We start from the raw sequence: 17,133 nt of genomic DNA on the forward strand, positions 1-17,133 counted from the left end.
GTTCGGGCGCTCGGTCACGTCAACGCCGCTCCCCATCCGCCAGGCCTTCGCCCACCAGCCAGTCGCGGAAACCGCCCGGCCGAGCATCAAAGGGATCCGGGAAGGCGGCCTGCAGGTCTGGGCGGGCGCGATAGGTCAAGCGGTGCTGCCGGCTGATCGGCGTGCCGTCGGCGTATTGGTCATAGGCCCAGTAACGGGCCGGGATTCGCGGGTCAGTCGCAGCGGACACCTGGTCCTTGTACCAGCGCCAGACCTCATAGACCGGATAGTTGTCGCCAGCGTAGCGCTTGGTCATCACATCCCCGGTCGGGCCGAGCTTGGTGAAATGCCAGAAGCGTAGCGGATAACCATTCACCAGGATCCGGCCGTCACCGGTGACCTCGAGCCGCCGCTGGCTCAGGTTCCAGCTGGCCACGTTGTAGCCTGGGTCGCGGATCACCTTCACCTGCTCGAACAGAGCCGGGACGTGGTCGCACCAGCGCTGGTCGACAAACAGGCCCAAGGGGATGTCGTCGTAGCAGTAGTCCAGCAGCCGGTCGTTCCACCACTTGGCGAAGCGGGCGCCCTCCCCCGTGGTGCGGATCGCCACAAAACCGAGATTGAAGATGCCCGTCCGCGACGCCGACAGGTCGTGGTCCAGGATCGCGGACCGCTCCGTGTTCGGATGCAGGAGGTGGGGCGTCAGAAGGATGTCGCTCTCGCCCAGCCAGTCGACCAGGGGATCCAGCGGCCCGAACAGGGCGGTGTCCGGGTCGAGATAGATGACCGCGTCCGCGCCCGAGGCGCAGGCCTGGTGGATGAAGGGCCCCTTCACCGCGGTGCAGGCCTCGACCACGTCATGCTTGAACAGCCAGGCCTTGAAGTCGTCGATCCCGAGATCCTCGGCCCAGACCACCCGGTCAAAGGGCTCCGCGGCGGGGCTGAACACAAAGCCCAGGGGCGGGCGGTCCGTGATCACCGCCACCAGTTCCCAGTCCGGATGGAAGCGCCGCAGGGTCTGATAGAGCACCCGCGCCCGGTTGAGATAGGAGAAGGTGAAGCTGGAATAACAGAGGACCTTCATGCGTCCTCCAGGAGGTCGGCGGTGAGCGCGCTCATGGCCAGGTCGGCGTGTTGCGGCGACCGCTGGCCGCGGGCCAGGGCGAGCACCTCGCCGGACTCGAACAGGGCGGTCAGCTGAGACTCGTCGGACAGCACCCGCCCATGTCCCCCTTCGGCCACGAAGGCGGCGATATTGCCGCTGTCCGGCCGCGTCAGGATGGCGACACCCGCCGCAACGGCCTCGTGCGCCGTATAGGAGAAGGTCTCGCGGCACAGGGACCAGAGCACCGCGACATCGATCTGCAGCGTCTCAAGGGCGTCCAGCATGGCCCGCGGCGTCTCCAGGGTCACGGCGACCTCCTGGAAAGCCAGGCGCGCGGCCTTCACCGGCCGGGAGGCGAGATGCCAGAATTCATAGCGCGGATCGCCTGAGAAGCGCTCGGCGAGGGCCTGGAACGCGGGCCAGCCCTTGTGCGGCGAAGGCATGCCGAGGAAGGCGACGCGCAGCGGGCCATGGCGAAGGGCTCTCTTTGGCGCGGCGCGCGGAACAAGCCGGGCCAAGGGGGCGATGACATAGGGCTGATCCACGGGCGCGGTGGTCCGGGCCCGCCACAGGTCGTAGACCGACTGGGACGGCGCGGCCACGGTCAGGTCCAGCGCCCGGAACAGGGCGGCGTGCGCCGCCACGTGCCAGGCTCGTTGCGCGCCGAAAACGCAAAGATGACAGGCCGGGCTGTCCGCCGGCGGCGCGGCGCAGTCCGCCACCTCGTTTCGCATCAGGTGATAGCCGGCGCAGAGGCTCGTGAAGTCGTGCAGCCAGAGGAACCCTTTGGAGAGGCCCGCGGCCCTGAGGATGGCCACCACCTCGTCCGGCTGGTGGCCAAGCATATTGTGGATCGCAAAGCTGGTCTGGGCGCCGGTGGGGGCGGGTTTCAGCGCCGCGGCGATGGTGTCCGCATCAAACACCCCCACCGGCGCCCCGTTCAGGAGCACGCCAAGGGCGCCCACTGCGCCGGCGGGCCGCACGATGGGCCAATGGGTGGCGGGGAACAGGTGCAGATGGTCCCGGCCCAGCGCGCCCATGGCGGCGTCTTCGCGCTGCAGGCAAAGCTGAACACCGCCAACATTGGCCGTGTAGTCGTCGTGGCTGAACGTGATGTGCAGGTCGCCTCGGACCGAGCGACGCGTGGCGAGGGCGGCCTCGAGCGCCGACGCCGGATCGCGCTCGACCTTGGCGGCCCGCTGCGCCGCCGTCGCGAGGCGCTTCTCCATAGACTCCAGTCCACTGATCACCTGGTGCCGGAAGCCCAGGTCATAGCCGGGCGTGCGCCCCTCAGCGCGGCCCGCCGCCAGCCAGTGGAAGAACGGATTGAGGCCCGCCGCGCCGACGTCCGGATTCAGCTCCAGATAGTCGCGGGCCGAGAAGGCCAGGTTGGGATTGCGCCCTTCGCGCCAGCCGTTGGTCAGATAGTGCTCCAGGGGGTCCAGCCCCAGGTCGGCGACATCCGAATTGGCCCAGAGATAGTAGTCGGCGTCGAACTCCGGGGCGATCATCGCCCGGGCCTCATCCAGGCTAGGTCCCGCCGGCGGCGCCGTAGCGGCCACCGATGGCCGCGGGCGCGGAGGATCGAAACGCCAGGCCGTCGCGTGCCCGGCGTCGCGCTTCAGCCAGACATAGTCGAGCGCGTAGGCGGAGGCGGCGATGGCCCGGCCTTCGCGCCACCCCTGTTCGAGATAGTGATGGAAGGGGTCGCTCCCGGCGACGTCGGGGTTCGCCTCCAGGTAGGCCTTGGACGAGAACCAGGGGGCGGGGTCGCGCAGCTCCCGCCAGCCGGCGTCGACATAATGGCGAAGGGGTTCGCCACCCTGCTGAGCCACGTCGGGATAGGCCAGTCGGTAGAAGCTCGCATCGAAGGCGGCCGCCAGAACGCGGTAGGCGTGATCGTTGTCGGCCGCATCGGCCATGCGCGGTCTTCCTGTGCCTCAGGGCCGGTTAGTGCAACAGAAGCGGGAGGCGATCAACCGCGCCCTTCGCCCGGCGCAAGCACCGGCGCCCTTGTCGGACGCCCCGCGCGCCCCTACAGCGGGAAACCTCACCTATGTCACTCCAGGGAACAAATGCCCTCCGCGAAGGCCAATACGGGTATGCAGACGGCGCGGCCGGCCTATCTGGTCCTGGGCATGCACCGGTCCGGCACCTCGGCGGCGACCCAGTTGCTGGCCCTGGCGGGGGCGAACCTGCCAGGCCGGCTGATCGAGGGCGATGAGCACAACGCCAAGGGCTATTTCGAACCCTGGCGGATCGCGGTGTTCAACGACGAGCGGCTCCGGGCCGCTGGCTCGGCCTGGCACGACCCCTTTGCGCATCCCTATGTGGCCCTGCCCGACGCCGGCCAGGAGGCCGCGTGGACGGAGCGCGCGCGGGCCTTGTTTGTGGAGGAGTACCAGGGCGCCGCCATTCCGCTGCTGAAGGATCCGCGGGTCTCAGTGCTGACGCCCCTTTGGCGGCCGGTCCTGGAAGACCTGGGCTACGAACTGCGCTGCGTGATCCCCGTGCGCCACCCCCTGGCCGTCGCCGGCTCGCTGGGCAAGCGCGACGGCTTCCCGGTCGAGAAGTCGGTGCTGCTCTGGGTCACCTACATGCTGGCGGCGGAGGCGGGCAGCCGCGGCCTGAAGCGCGCCTTTGTCGACTACGACACCCTGTTGACCGACTGGCGCGGCGAGGTCGCCCGGATCGAGACTGCGCATGGCGCGCCGCTTCCGGCCCTGACGGAGGCCGCGGCCGTCGAGATCGACGCATTCCTGACCCCCGAACTGCGGCGCAACACCGGCGATGACCAGCTGCACCAGGTCCCGATCTCGGGCGGCCTCGCCCAGTCAGTGTTCTCCGCCTTCCAGATCGCCGCGGCCGGAGCGCCCCTGGACCTTCGCGCCCTGGACGCCGCCACCGCACGGCTTTTGGAGATGCGGGCCCAGATGGGCCCCCTCGTCTCCCCGGTCACCCGCGACCTGGACCAGGCTCGCAGCGATCTCGCCGACGCCCACCGCCTGTACGCCTTCCGCATGTCCGAGGCCCTGGACAAGCTCCTAGAGCAGCACTGAGCAGCGCCCTTGTCCGAGCCCTCCCCCGCCGCCCCGTCGAATGACGTCGCCGCCCTGCTCGCCCGCAGGCGTGAGCTGTTCCTGGTGCGGCGCACGGTCGCCGAGGATCGCTGGCGCCGCTATTGCGAGGCCGCCGGCCGCCGCATGTGGGACCGCCAGCGTGGCGCCGCCGAGCAGCGGCTCGACAATCTGCTGGCGCGGGGCAAGTGGCCGGGGCGCGTGCTGCTGCTGGCCCGTTCCGGCCTGTGGAACCCGAGGATCCGCACGGGGCTGGGCGGCGTGGCCGGGCCGGCGCTCGACATCGTCTCCTACGTCCGCGCCGGCCCACGGGCCGACGCGAACCCGCGCGCCCTGTTCGACCAGGCCTTCTATCTTGAGCATAACCCGGACATCAGCAAGACGGCCTGGGCGCCCCTGGCCCACTACCTGATTGCGGGCGACGCCGAAGGCCGCCAGCCGCACCCGCTGTTCGATCTGGCCGACTACCGGGCCACCCACGCCGTGAAGTTGGCCGCCTGCGGGCTCACCGCCCTGCAGCACTTCGTCTATGTGGGCGCTCGCGAGGGCTACGACCCGCACATGCTGTTCGACCTGCGCCACTATGTGGGCCAGTGCGAGGCGGTGGCGAGAACGGGGGAGAACCCCCTGACCCACTATCTGCGCGAGGGCTGGCGACAGGGTCTGAACCCTCACCCGCTGTTCGCCAACGACTGGTACCTGGAACGCAATCCCGAGCTCGCCGAGCTCAAGATCGCGCCCCTGCTGCACTACGTGACCGCCGGAGCCCTGGAGGGGCGCGCGCCGCACCCGCTGTTCGACGCCGGCTGGTACGGGGAGCGCTATCGCGAGGCCGCGCCGCGCGGCTCGACACCGCTGGCCCAGTTCCTGACCAGCCACCCCGAAGAGCGGCGCAACCCCAGCGGCGACTTCGATTCCAACTTCTATTTCGACCAGGCCGCCGACGCGCCACGCGATGTCCATGCCCTGGTCCACTACCTGACCGAGGGCGCCTTCCTGGGCCTTTCGCCAGCGGCGGACTTCCACGAAGAAACCTATCTGGCCGAGACCCCGCAGCTGGCCGACAGTGAGATGAGCGGGCTGGAGCACTGGATCCGCTCGCGCCTGCCCAAACCCCAGGGGCCGGCGCACACCGGCCTGGCCCTCGACGGGGGTCTGTTCGAGCAGTTGCGCGGCCAGGCCCGGCTGCGCGATCCCGGCGCCTACAACACCGAGGCCTATCTCGACCTGGCCGCCGACGCCCGCCGCCTGCGCGAGCAGCGCAAGGCGGCGTTCCAGCCTGAGCCGCTGAAGCTAATCCGGGTCGCCCAGGCGGAGGTCGACGCCGCGGCGCAGGCGCTGAGCTTTCCGAGCCCGGCGGCGCCGAAGGCCTCCATCGTCATCCCGGCCTACAACAACCTGACCTACACCCTGGAATGCCTGGCCGCGCTCAGCGCCGCCGGCGGCCTCGACGCCGCCGAGGTCATCGTCATCGACGACGCCTCCCAGGACCGCACCGCTGAGGTGCTGGCCAAGGTTCCTGGCCTCAAGCTGATCGTCAACGCCGAGAACCTGGGCTTCATCCGCACCTGCAACCGCGCGGCCGAGGCCGCGACGGGCGAATTCGTCATCTTCCTGAACAACGACGTCCAGGTCCGCGACGGCTGGCTGGGCGCCCTGCTCGCCCCCTTCGCGGACTGGGAACGGGTCGGCGCCACCGCGCCCAAGATGCTGTTCCCGGATGGTCGGCTGCAGGAGGCCGGCGCCCGCATCGGGCTGGACGGAACCTCCGAGATGATCGGGCTGTTCGAGGACCCGAACCTGGCCCGCTGGAACACCCGGCGCGAGGTGGACTACGCGTCGGGCGCCTGCCTGGCGGTGCGCCGCGAGGTCTTCGCCGAGCTGGGCGGCTTCGACATGGCCTTCGTGCCGGCCTATTGCGAGGACGCCGACCTCTGCTTCCGCCTGCGCCAGCGCGGCCTGCGGATCGTCTATGAGCCCACCGCCGAGATCGTCCACCACCTCAGCATCACCGCCGAGAGCATCGATTCGAGCTACAAGCTCCGCCTGGCCACCCGCAACCAGCAGACCTTCGTGCAGCGCTGGGCGCAGGACCTGGAGGCGCTGAACCAGGTCCGCACCATCGCCTTCCACCTGCCGCAGTTCCACGCCATCCCGGAGAACGACCGCTGGTGGGGCGCCGGCTTCACCGAGTGGACCAATGTCACCCGGGCCCTGCCGAACTATCGCGGCCACTACCAGCCGCACCGGCCGGCCGACCTGGGCTTCTATGACCTGACCGATGCGGACGCCCTGCGACGCCAGGGCGAGCTCGCGCGCCGCTATGGGGTCTCCGGCTTCTGCCATTACTTCTACTGGTTCTCCGGCGGTCGCCGCGTGCTGGAAAAGCCGCTCGAGCACCTGAAGACCGGCGCGGCCGGGGATTTCCCGTTCTGCCTGTGCTGGGCCAACGAGAACTGGACCCGCACCTGGGACGGCCAGGAGCGCGACGTCCTGCTTGAGCAGACCTATGGCGACGGCGACGCCGAGGCGGTGATCGCCGAGCTGGCGGCCTTCTTTGACCGGCCGAACCATATCCGGGTCAACGGCAAGCCCCTGGTGCTGATCTATCGGATGGGCCTGCTGCCGAACGCCCGGGCCTGGGCCGAGACCTGGCGCGCCTGGTGCCGGGCCAACGGTCATGGCGAGATCTACCTGGCCTTTGTGGAAACCTTCGAACACGCTGGCGCGGCGCTGGACCCCGCGGCCTTTGGCTTCGACGCCTCGGTGGAGTTTCCCCCGGCCGGGGCGGCCACCCCGGTCCACCCGCCGGGAGCCCTGATCAATCCGCACTTCAAGGGTCACGTGGCCGACTATCGCCACACCGTGCGGCGCTATTTCGAGGCGGAAATCCCGGGGCACACCCGGTTCCGGGGCGTGGCGCCGTCCTGGGACAACACGGCGCGGCGCCAGGATGCGCCCTACATCTTCCACTTCGCCTCGCCCGGCGCATTCCAGGCCTGGCTTGAAGTCGCCTTCGCTGAGACCCGCCGGCAGAACTATGGCGACGAGCGGATCGTGTTCATCAACGCCTGGAACGAATGGGCCGAGGGCGCCCACCTGGAACCGGACGTGAAGTTCGGCCACGGGTGGCTGGAGGCGGTCCGCAACGCCTATGACGCGGATTTCCTGAAGCGATGAGCGCCGCCCTGCACGTTGTCGGCCACCCCTTCGCCCCCCTGGGGATGGGGACGCATATGCGGGTTGCGGTCCGCGCCCTGGACGCCGCGCGCGTCCCCGCGGCGGTCGTCGATGTCTATGGTCACGACCGGCGTCGCGACGCGGGCCTGGAGGCCGAGTTCGCGCCGCGCCTGACCGACGGCCTCAGCCCGCGCCTCAACCTGTTCTGCATCAACGCCGACGAGGTGGAGCCGGTGCTGGCCCGCCTGGACGCCGCGGCTTTCGCAAGCGCCTACAACATCATCTACCCGGCCTGGGAGCTGTCGAAGTATCCCGAACCCTGGGCCAGGCTGGTCGAGCGCTTCGACGAGGTCTGGGCGCCTTCGGCCTTTGTCCGCGACTCCATCGCCGGGTCCGTCAGCATCCCGGTCCAGCATATGCCGCTGTCCGTGGAGCCGCGGCTGGGGAGCTTCCTCGGGCGACGCCGGTTCGGGATCCCGGAAGACGCCTTCACCATCTTCTTCTCCTTCGACTTTTCCTCTTGGGCGCAGCGCAAGAACCCGGGCGCGGTGCTGGAGGCCTTCGAAAAGCTGGTGGCCCGCAGGCCGAACGCGGCCCTGCATTGCATCATCAAGTTGAAGGGCGGCGATCCGGACCATCCGGTGCGCAGGGCCCTCGCCGCGCGGGTCGCGGCCCTGGGCGGGCGGGCCCAGCTGATGACCGAGCCCCTGAGCGACGACGAGATGGGCAACCTGATGCGCAACGTCGACGCCTTTGTCTCGCTGCAGCGCTCCGAAGGCTTTGGGTTCGGGATGGCCGAGGCCATGGCCCTTGGCCGCGTGGCCGTCGCCACCGGCTATGCCGGCAACATGGACTTCATGACGCCGGAGACCAGCCGACCCGTCGACTACACCCTGATCCCGGTCGGGCCGGACGACTATCCGCACCCGCAGGGCCAGGTCTGGGCGGACCCGGACGTCGACCACGCGGTGCGTATCCTTGAGGCCCTGGTGGACGATCCGGCCGAAGTCCGCCGGGTCGGGGCCGCGGCCCGTCGCCGGATGCGGCTGGAGTTCAGCCACCGGGCGGGCGGATTGAGATACGCCGCCCGTCTGGAAGAGATTTCCGCCCGCCTCTAGCCGGCGGACGCCTTGGCCTTGGCGGGCTTTGCGGCGTTGGCAGGCGCGGCGAGAGCCGCGGGCGGCTCGACGGGAAGGCCCGGATCTGCAGCGATGGTCACCTGGTGGATCGCGAACTCGCCCCCCGGCGCGTCGTCCAGGTCGATGCGGATCTGTTCGATGATGGAACTCGTCCAATCCGCGCCGCCATGCTGCAGGCGTTGCATGTCGAACACCAGGATCGTGGTTTCACCCGGCTTCGGCGGCGACCCGAAGGCCGGCCTGGCGCGGAACCCGGCCGACTCGCCGTGGGCGGCGGTCGTGTAGAACACGGTCCCGTCCCAGGCCTGCCCCGGCAGCAGGCGGGTCAGGCGGACGATCACCAGGGTCCGGGTGTGGCCATCGACATTCAGCCCCTTGGGGCTGCGCAGGATCGGGTCCGGCCGCACCATGCGGTAGCGCATGCCGGCGCCGTCCAGCGGCAGAACCTCGCCGCCGGAAGCGACGAAGCCGTCCGTGGAGCCCTCGAACCGCCAGAGCTTCTCGGCCTTCAGCGGCTTGCCCTGAAACTCGAAGGCCCCACTCGCCGCAGACCAGGTCAGGGGCGCCGGCGGCGCCTGGCGCTGCGGCTTGACGGGGGGCGGCGGAAGCAGCCGCCGCGCCTCGGCCTCAGCCACCCCGGCCGGCGGGGCGGCGAGCTTCTTCTCCCGCGGAGCAAGGCGGTCGCAACCTGTCAGGCAAAGCGCCGCCGCCAGGAGGATGGGAGCTGACTTCATTCTGCGGCTCCTTGGCCCGCGCCGGAGCGCGAGGGATCGAGGCTGACATAGAAGGCCGCCGCCAGGGCCGAGAGGTCGAGGAAGTAGAGATAGCGGTAGTCGCAGGCGATGGAGATGATCGCAAAGGTTCCGGTGAAGGCGATCCCCGCCAGGGCCATGGCGGCGATCGGCACATCCTGCGGATCACGCCGCCACAGCAGGAGCCCGGCGGCGCCCACGGCGATCAGGAAGTAGGCGGCGTGCGAGAACACCGGCGTGTCGAGCAGCCAGCTTGCGTAGTTCACCAGATACTGGTCGACGGGATCGAGCCCCAAAGGGGCCTTCATCTCCGCCGCGAGCCCGGCCGGAGCGTCCACGCCGACCGCAAACGGCAGGCAACTGTCGATCTTTGGGGTGAGGAACACCCAGTAGAAGTCCGCGAACCGCACCTTCAGATAGGTCAGCGGGTGGCTCTTCAGCAGTTCGAACCATTGCCGGGAGATCACCTCGTTGGGGATCGTGTCCAGGACGTAGGAGAATTCGTCGTCCACCTTCAGATAGTCGATGCGTTCCGGCGAGTAGAGGCGCGCGCCGCGGGTCTGGACCATCTGGGCGGAGGATTCGCTGAACGCCGCGATCTGCTTCAGCTGCAGCGTCGGCTCGAGCTTGACCATGCCGACGATGTCATAGGTCTGCACGATGCGCAGACCGGTCTTGGGCGGTGCGGCTTCAGGCGACTTGGGCGGCGTCGCCAGCCAGCTGATCAGGGCTCCGGCCACCAGCACCGCGACAAAGCCGCCAAGGCCCCAGGCGGCGATGGCGCGGCCGCCACGGGCCCGGACGGTCCAGCCCAGGGCCCCGGCGGCGACCAGGCCTGCGACAATCCCGTTCTGCCGAACCTGGGCGGCCAGGGCCAACATCAGCATGATGGCCAGCAGCCGGCCCCAGGGATGCGGCCCCGCGCCGTCCCAGTCCCGCGCCAGGCGCGCCTGCTGGACAAAGGCGGCCACCGCCAGGTTGGCGAACAGCACGTCCTTCCAGACGATGCCCTGGTAGATCAGCAGGGCCGGGGCCAGCACCAGCAGCCCGGCGGCGGCCACCGCCCACCAGGACACCCGCGGCCGCAGGTCGGTCAGGCTCATCAGCGAGCCATAGAGCAGGGCCCCGCTGGCCGTCACATAGAGGCCCGGTCCGGGCGCCAGGTGGTCGAAGAAGCCGAGGATCGCCGCATAGACCACCGGCCCCCAGGTGGCGTGGACGCCCAGCCGCCCCTCGCGGAGCTGAGCCAGGGAGTCGTAGGTCATGTGACCCGGCAGGCTGAGGGCCAGCATCACCAGGAAGCCGGCTCCCAGCACATAGTGCACGACCCGTTCAGGCCGGGGCGCCTTGGTCGTTGTGGTCATGCAGGTCTCCAGACGAAAGCGATACCTAGAGCGTGATCGTCGAAAGCGAAACCCGGCTTCGAATGCCAACGAGCCCTAACTTTTTGAATTAGAGCCTTTTTTGATCCGCCCAATGATTCTCTTCGACGCAACAGGCTCTACGGCTAGTCGCAGAAGTTGAGAAGACCCACGCTTGGCGAGACCCGGCGATCCATGCTCAACATCGCCCATGGCGGCAAGCGATGGCATTGAGATCATCCCGGCGGGGCCGGACCGGCCGCACACCCATGCGGCCATGCTGGCCCAGGTGTTCGGACCCTCGGAGAAGTTCACCGCCAAGGCCATCGCCTGGAGATACCGGGACAACCCGGCAGGGGCCGTGGTCGGCGCGGACGCCTGGTCGGGCGAGACCCTGGCCGCCCACTATGTCACCTGCCCGGCCCAGATGACCTTGGAGGGCCGCCCCGCGCGCGGCCTCCTGTCCCTCAACACCGCCACCCATCCGGACTTCCAGGGCAAGGGCCTGTTCACCAGGCTGGCGGAAGCCACCTACGCCGCGGGCGCTGACCAGGGGTTCGACTTCGTGTTCGGCGTGGCCAACGCCAATTCCACGCCGGGCTTCATCCGCAAGCTGGGGTTCCAGCTGGTGGCCCCTCTGGCGGCCGGCGCCCTGGTCAATCCGCCCCGAGGGTTTGAGCCGGAGCCTGTGCAGCTGGCCGGGGCCTGGGACGCCCGCACCCTGTCCTGGCGGCTGGCCAACCCGGCGGGCCGGTATCGGATCGCCCGGCGTGGCGAGCTCACCGCCGTCTGGGCGCGCACCCACCTGCCGATCGTCGACTGCGCCGCCTTCCTGCCGCAGGTCGCCGAGGCGCCGGACCAGGGCGCGCCGCCGCGCATGAGCCTGTTCATCGGTCTGGACCCTCGCCTGGGGTTGGATCGCCGTATCTTCCTGCCCCTGCCCGAGCGGCTGCGGCCCTCGCCCCTGAACCTGATCTACCGGCCCCTGTCGGCGCGGGCGCCCAAGGCCCTGGAGGCGGCCCAGGTCGCCATCAGCTTCCTGGACTTCGATCCCTACTGATGATCGTCCATCTGCTGGCCCACTTTGACGACGAGTACTGCGCCGTTCCCCTGATCCTGGCCAACCGGCGCGCCGGTCTCGACCAGCGGTTCGTCTATGTCGCCGACTATGCCAGCCCAGAGGTGACGCGCGTCCGCATGGCCGAGACCCGCGCCTTCCTGAGCGGCCTCGGGATTGCGCCGGAGAAGGTGATCCATGCCGCCAGTCAGGTGGCGGACGGCGCCCTGCACCAAGATCCGCTAAAGGCCTTCGAGGCGGCGAGGGGCGCGGTCGAGGCGCTAGGGCCGGCCAGCGGCTTTGTCACCACCGCCTGGGAAGGGGGCCACGCTGACCACGACCTGTGCGCCGCCATGACCGTGGCGCTGGCAGGCGGGCGGCCGATCCAGCAGATCTCGCTCTATCAGGGCCGGAACACCCCAGGGCCGTTGTTCGCCACCGGCGACCCGATCCCCGAGAACGGCCCGGCGACCCGCATCCGCCTGCCCCTGGCCGACTGGCTGGCCTGGGCCCTGGCGGTGCGTCGCTATCCCTCCCAGTGGAAGAGCTGGGCGGGGCTGTGGCCGACCATGTTCGCGAGCTACCTGCGCCGCGGGTTCTGCGTGCAGGCTCTGGCGCCGGCGCGGGTGCTTGAACGCCCCCACCTGGGACGCCTGCTCTACGAGCGACGGTTCGGCGTCGCCTACGAGGCCGTGCGGGCCGCCGCTGACGAGATCCTGGCGCTCAGGCCTGGGCGCGCGTGATCACGACCAGGCCCGCGAACATCAGGGCGAAGCCCGCGGCCATCTGCCAGTTCATCGGCTCGCGGAAGATCAACCAGGCGGCGATGGGAACCAGGGCCGAGCCGAAGATCGAGAACGGATAGGCCTGGGACAGCGGAACGCGGGTCAGGATGTAGAACCAGACCAGGGCGGTGAGCCCGTACCAGCCGAAGGCCCCCATCAGCGGCAGGTTCCGAACCACGCGCAGCGGCAGGGGACCGGTCAGGGTGGCGTCATAGGCCGCGGCCCATTTGAACATCAGCTGACCCGCCGGCAAGGCGACGGCGAAGGCCGCGCAGAGCAGGATGTCTTTCCGCCCCATCAATCGGCCTCCAGCCGCTCTATGGCTCTCAGATAGGGGTGGATGGGCCGGCTGGGCACATTGAAGACGTCGAAGTGCAGGGCCTGCAGCAGGAGCTGGACCCCGACAATCACCGGCAGGGCCGCGGCCATGACCACCCCGGCCGAGGCCGCGTGGCCCGGCGTCCGCGTCGCCATCCAGTGCAGGCCATAGCTGAGGCCGAACAGGCTGAAGGCGGCCCCGGCGATGAGCTCCAGGGTGGCGATATTGAAGTCGCGGACAAAGTACTGGCCCAGGACGCGTTGGACGAAGTTGGTCAGGTGCTTCAACGCGAAGGGCCCAACGATGGCGCCGATCCTCAGGTTGGAGACCTCGTCGCCGTAGCGCGCGGGAATCGGCACGTCGCGCACCACCGCCCGCAGGGCCCCCAGGTGGTAGAGCAGGTCGGTCTCGAAGAAGAAGCGCTGCGAGACCCGCTTTTCCCGCACCCGACGGGCCACGCTGGCCTCGATGGCCGTGAAGCCGTTGGTGGGGTCGAACACGTTCCAATAGCCGGTGGAGACCTTGGCCGCGAAGCTGAGCGCGGCGTTGCCGAAAATCCGCACCCGGGGCATGGCCGTCAGGTGGCTGATTGAGGTGAACCGGTTGCCCTTGGTGTAGTCGGCCTCGCCCAGCACGATGGGCGCCACCAGCTGACCGAGATAGGTCAGGTCCATCTGATCGTCGCCATCGACCTTGACCAGGATCCGGCCCCCCAGCCGGTCGGCCTCGGCGTAGCCGGCCAGGGTCGCGCCACCCACGCCGCGGTTTTCCGGCAGGCGCAGCAGTCGCACCCGCGGATCGGTGATGTTGGCGGCGATGTAGTCGCCCGAGCCCTCGGGACAGCCGTCGTCGACGCAGACGATCCCCTCCACCCAGGCCGGGGTGCGCGCGATCACCCGCGCGATGTGGTCCTTGACCTTGTAGCAGGGGATGACCAGCCACACGCCCGCCTCGTCCAGGCGCGGGTCGCTGGGACGCGGATCGCCGCTGCGACGGGAGGCCGTGCGGCGATGAGGGGGGGCTTCGGGGGGCATGGGTCTGGCGCTTCCTGCCGTTCGGCTAACATGCCCCGCGCCGGGCCGTCCATGATTTCGCCAGGGCCGGCAGGATCGCCGCGCCGAGGCGCCATGCTTGCACCGCAAAATGCGACCTGATACCAGCGCGATCTTGTCAGGAGCGCGGATGCAGATCGCCGAACACATGCTTCGCACGGGCCGCCGTGGAACCCTGCATGAGTTCAGCATGGCCCTGGCGGACCTCCGAGGCTCGAGGGACAAGGTGGGGCTTGCCTGGTCGCTGGCCTGGCACGACGTGGTCTCGCGCTATCGCGGCTCCATCCTGGGTCCCTTCTGGATCACCCTGTCCATGGGCCTGATGGTCCTCGGCATCGGCTTCCTCTATGCGCGGCTGTTCCACGTCGCGGTCCACGACTTCATGCCCTTCGTGGCGATCGGCATCGTGTCCTGGGGTCTGATCTCGGTGACCATCCTTGAGGGGTGCGACACCTTCACGGCGGCGTCGGGCATGCTCAGCCAGACCTCCCTGCCGATGTTCACCTTCCTGTGGCGCACGGTGCTGCGGAACCTGATCAACCTGGCCCACCACGCCGTGATCATCCTGGCGGTGCTCGTCTGGTACGGGGTCTGGCGCAAGGCCAACCTGCCCCTGTCGCTGGTGGGCCTGGTGCTCGTGATCCTGAACATCACCTGGATCAGCTACGCCATCGCCATCGCCTCGGCGCGATTCCGGGACATCCCCCAGATCGTCGGCTCGGTGATGCAGTTCGCCATCTTCATGACGCCGGTGTTCTGGCGTCCAGGCGGCGGGATCATGACCCAGCACGCGGTGCTGTTGTTCAATCCGTTCTTCCACATGCTCGACGTGATCCGCTCGCCCCTGTTGGGCGGCCATGCGTCGAGCCTGTCCTATGTCATCCTGGGGATCATGGCCGTGGCGGGATGGGCCGCGACCTTCTCCGTCTTCGCCCTCATCCGGCGCCGGATCGTGCACTACCTATGAAGCCGCCACAGGTCTCCATCACCATCACCGACCTGACCATGCGCTTCCCCGTCTATGGGGTGGACGCCAAGTCGCTGAAGAAGCACCTCGCCCGGGTGGCCGTCGGCGGCCGGCTGGAAAAGACCCATGGGGTCACCGAGGTGACCGCCATCTCGCACCTGAACCTGAACCTCAAGGCCGGGGACCGCCTGGGCCTGATCGGTCACAATGGCTCGGGCAAGACCACCCTGCTGCGCGCCCTGTCCGGCGCCTACGAGCCTGACGAAGGCTCGATCGAGGTGCGCGGCCGCATCGCCCCGCTGCTGGACCTCAGCCTAGGCATCGACCCTACGGCGACGGGGCTGGAGAACATCCGCCTGCGGGGCCGGATCGCCGGCCTCTCCTCGCGCGAGATCGAGGAGAAGATGGACGAGATCGGCGCCTTCACGGGCCTCGGTCCCTTCCTGGCCATGCCGCTCAAGACCTATTCCGCCGGCATGCAGGCTCGCCTGGCCTTCGCCGTGGCGACAGCCGTCGACGCCGATGTCCTGCTGATGGACGAGTGGATCGCCGTCGGTGACGCCCAGTTCCAGAAGATCGCGCACCAGCGGCTGCTCAGCCTGGTGGAACGGGCCGGCATCCTGGTCCTGGCCTCGCACGACCTCGACCTGATCCGCCTCTACTGCAACAAGGTCATGCGGATGGACGCCGGCGTCGCCTCCGAGGTGGTCGACGTGCGCAAGATGGACCAGCTGCTCACCGCCGCCTGACGGCGCGGCCCGGGCCTGCTAAACCCCCTCAGTGGACGTCGTCTTCACCATCGTCTCGCGCAACTACGCCGCCCAGGCCGCGACCCTGATGGCGAGCCTGGCTGTCGCCGAGCCTGGCGTACGCCGGGTGGTGGCCGCGACGGACGGACCGATCCATTTCGCAGACCCTGGAATCGAGGTTCTGGACGCGAGCACGCTCGTTCCGGACTTCGCCGCCATGTGCGCCTGGTACGACGCCCTGGAGCTGAACACGGCGGTGAAGCCTCACGTGTTCCGCGCCCTGCTGGCCCGTCCGGAGACTGCGGCGGCCGTCTATCTGGACCCGGACATCTACGTCTATCGGCCGCTGGCCGAGGTGCGCGAGGCCCTGGCCCGCGCGCCCCTGGCCCTGACCCCGCACCTGACCCGGCCATTGAAGGGCGAGGCCAACCCGTCCGACCACGTCATCCTGACCTCAGGGGCCTACAATCTCGGCTTCATGGCCGCCCGGGACGAGCCGCAGATCACCGCCCTCCTGGACTGGTGGGCGGACAAGCTGCGCTTCGACTGTCGCGTGGACTTCGCCGCCGGCCTGTTCACCGACCAGAAGTGGATGGACCTGGCGCCCGGCTTCGTCAGCGACCTGGCCCTGCTGCGGACCCCGGCCCTCAACCTCGCCTACTGGAACCTGGAAGGCCGGACGCTGGAGCGCGCCGGCCAGGGGTGGCGGGTGGATGGGGAGCCCCTGGGCTTCTTCCATTTTTCCGGGTTCGACCCCGAGCATCCCGACCTGTTGTCCAAGCACCAGGACCGCATCCGCATAACGCCCGGATCAGCCCTCGCCGCGCTTTGCGCCGACTATGGCGCCGCCCTGCTGGCCAACGGTCATGTGCAGGCGCGCGCCACGCCCTATGGCCACAACACCTTCCCGTCCGGCCGCACGGTGACCGCCGAGCAGCGCCGACGGATGCTGAAGGCCGCCCGCGCCGGCGAGGACTTCGGCGGCGGCCTGACCGACCGGGCCGAAGCCTGGCTGGACGCTCCGGCCGGGGCGAGCCGCCAGCCGACCGCGGCGCCGGACGGCCCCTGGCTGGCGGGTTCCGATGAACTCGCCCTGCACCTGATCACCGCCTGGCCGGCCCCGGCGCCGGCGGCCCTGCTCGCCGCCCGTCATGACCTGCGCGCCCGGTTCAATGGCGACGCGGAGGGGCTGAAGGCCTGGCTGATCGGCCCCGAGGCCCTGGCCGGCCGCTTCGATCCACGGTTCCTGGGCGAACCGGTCACCGCCGACATGGCGCTCCGCGCGGCCCGCTACGCCTTTGGCGACGCCCGCGACCCTGACCTGGCCGCCTATGGCCTGGCCGGCCGCGCCGGCTGGTCGCCCGCCGCCCGTCCGGCCCTGGACGGCCCGGTCGCCCGGCTCGCCGGCCTGACGCCCTTCCCGCAGGTGTTCCTGCGCATCTGGGAGGGGCGCACCGATCTGCAGCGGATGTTCCCGCTGACCACCCTGAGGAGCCGGTTCGGCTTCCTGCGCTGGCTGATCGGCGGCGGCCTGGCCGAGCATGGGATCGACGCCGCCGACCTGCCGGCCGCGGTCACGGGCCACCCCGCCTGGCGGCTGGCCCGGCTCAG

Annotated in this window: 14 protein-coding genes; 8 read left to right on the plus strand and 6 right to left on the minus strand. The window is 69.6% G+C overall.

The window, feature by feature from the left end; translation table 11 throughout:
* Nucleotides 1-19: 19 nt before the first annotated feature.
* Both ACFQ27_RS08830 and ACFQ27_RS08835 read right to left on the minus strand, forming a co-directional pair.
* Nucleotides 20-1,063 carry a hypothetical protein gene (locus ACFQ27_RS08830; RefSeq protein ID WP_377353317.1) on the minus strand — a complete coding sequence of 348 codons (1,044 nt, stop codon included), beginning with the start codon at nucleotides 1,061-1,063 and terminating at the stop codon, nucleotides 20-22.
* Nucleotides 1,060-3,006 carry a hypothetical protein gene (locus ACFQ27_RS08835; RefSeq protein ID WP_377353318.1) on the minus strand — a complete coding sequence of 649 codons (1,947 nt, stop codon included), beginning with the start codon at nucleotides 3,004-3,006 and terminating at the stop codon, nucleotides 1,060-1,062. The genes ACFQ27_RS08830 and ACFQ27_RS08835 overlap by 4 nt, the downstream gene beginning before the upstream one ends.
* A gap of 153 nt (nucleotides 3,007-3,159) precedes the next feature.
* Between ACFQ27_RS08835 and ACFQ27_RS08840 the strand changes: the two genes are divergently transcribed.
* The 3 genes from ACFQ27_RS08840 to ACFQ27_RS08850 are packed head-to-tail and all read left to right on the plus strand — an operon-like array spanning nucleotide 3,160 to nucleotide 8,459.
* A complete protein-coding gene (locus ACFQ27_RS08840; protein WP_377353319.1) occupies nucleotides 3,160-4,143 on the plus strand; it encodes a sulfotransferase family protein in 984 nt (327 codons plus the stop codon).
* Nucleotides 4,144-4,152: 9 nt separating this feature from the next.
* A complete protein-coding gene (locus ACFQ27_RS08845; RefSeq protein ID WP_377353320.1) occupies nucleotides 4,153-7,341 on the plus strand; it encodes a glycoside hydrolase family 99-like domain-containing protein in 3,189 nt (1,062 codons plus the stop codon).
* Entirely contained in the window at nucleotides 7,338-8,459 is a 1,122-nt protein-coding gene (locus ACFQ27_RS08850; RefSeq protein WP_377353321.1) for a glycosyltransferase, read from the plus strand. Before ACFQ27_RS08845 ends, ACFQ27_RS08850 begins: the two co-directional genes overlap by 4 nt.
* Here the strand turns inward: ACFQ27_RS08850 and ACFQ27_RS08855 are convergent.
* Together ACFQ27_RS08855 and ACFQ27_RS08860 are read right to left on the minus strand one after the other, a co-directional pair.
* Entirely contained in the window at nucleotides 8,456-9,214 is a 759-nt protein-coding gene (locus tag ACFQ27_RS08855) for a hypothetical protein (RefSeq protein ID WP_374343019.1), read from the minus strand. The genes ACFQ27_RS08850 and ACFQ27_RS08855 overlap by 4 nt on opposite strands.
* On the minus strand, nucleotides 9,211-10,596 hold the full coding sequence (locus tag ACFQ27_RS08860; protein ID WP_377353322.1) for a hypothetical protein: 1,386 nt from the start codon (nucleotides 10,594-10,596) through the stop codon (nucleotides 9,211-9,213). The genes ACFQ27_RS08855 and ACFQ27_RS08860 overlap by 4 nt, the downstream gene beginning before the upstream one ends.
* Nucleotides 10,597-10,804: 208 nt before the next feature.
* On the opposite strand from ACFQ27_RS08860, the gene ACFQ27_RS08865 reads away from it, so the two are divergent.
* Together ACFQ27_RS08865 and ACFQ27_RS08870 are read left to right on the plus strand one after the other, a co-directional pair.
* Nucleotides 10,805-11,653: a GNAT family N-acetyltransferase gene (locus ACFQ27_RS08865; RefSeq protein ID WP_377353323.1), complete on the plus strand. Its 849-nt coding sequence runs from the start codon at nucleotides 10,805-10,807 to the stop codon at nucleotides 11,651-11,653.
* Nucleotides 11,653-12,393, plus strand: a complete 741-nt coding sequence (locus ACFQ27_RS08870; RefSeq protein ID WP_377353324.1) for a hypothetical protein — start codon at nucleotides 11,653-11,655, stop codon at nucleotides 12,391-12,393. Before ACFQ27_RS08865 ends, ACFQ27_RS08870 begins: the two co-directional genes overlap by 1 nt.
* Here the strand turns inward: ACFQ27_RS08870 and ACFQ27_RS08875 are convergent.
* Nucleotides 12,374-12,733 (minus strand): EamA family transporter, encoded by a 360-nt coding sequence (locus ACFQ27_RS08875; RefSeq protein WP_374343027.1) that lies wholly within the window; start codon nucleotides 12,731-12,733, stop codon nucleotides 12,374-12,376. The genes ACFQ27_RS08870 and ACFQ27_RS08875 overlap by 20 nt on opposite strands.
* Nucleotides 12,733-13,788 carry a glycosyltransferase family 2 protein gene (locus tag ACFQ27_RS08880; protein ID WP_377353325.1) on the minus strand — a complete coding sequence of 352 codons (1,056 nt, stop codon included), beginning with the start codon at nucleotides 13,786-13,788 and terminating at the stop codon, nucleotides 12,733-12,735. Before ACFQ27_RS08880 ends, ACFQ27_RS08875 begins: the two co-directional genes overlap by 1 nt.
* A gap of 148 nt (nucleotides 13,789-13,936) precedes the next feature.
* On the opposite strand from ACFQ27_RS08880, the gene ACFQ27_RS08885 reads away from it, so the two are divergent.
* The 3 genes from ACFQ27_RS08885 to ACFQ27_RS08895 form a co-directional block, all read left to right on the plus strand.
* Complete coding sequence (locus ACFQ27_RS08885) at nucleotides 13,937-14,773, plus strand: ABC transporter permease (protein WP_374343031.1); 837 nt, start codon at nucleotides 13,937-13,939, stop codon at nucleotides 14,771-14,773.
* On the plus strand, nucleotides 14,770-15,522 hold the full coding sequence (locus tag ACFQ27_RS08890) for an ABC transporter ATP-binding protein (protein WP_374343033.1): 753 nt from the start codon (nucleotides 14,770-14,772) through the stop codon (nucleotides 15,520-15,522). The genes ACFQ27_RS08885 and ACFQ27_RS08890 overlap by 4 nt, the downstream gene beginning before the upstream one ends.
* A gap of 31 nt (nucleotides 15,523-15,553) precedes the next feature.
* The coding region (locus ACFQ27_RS08895) for a hypothetical protein (protein WP_449305006.1) at nucleotides 15,554-17,133 on the plus strand (1,580 nt) is incomplete at its 3' end.

Origin of the sequence: Phenylobacterium conjunctum, from assembly GCF_042679085.1 — a bacterium.
Taxonomy (GTDB): domain Bacteria; phylum Pseudomonadota; class Alphaproteobacteria; order Caulobacterales; family Caulobacteraceae; genus Phenylobacterium; species Phenylobacterium conjunctum.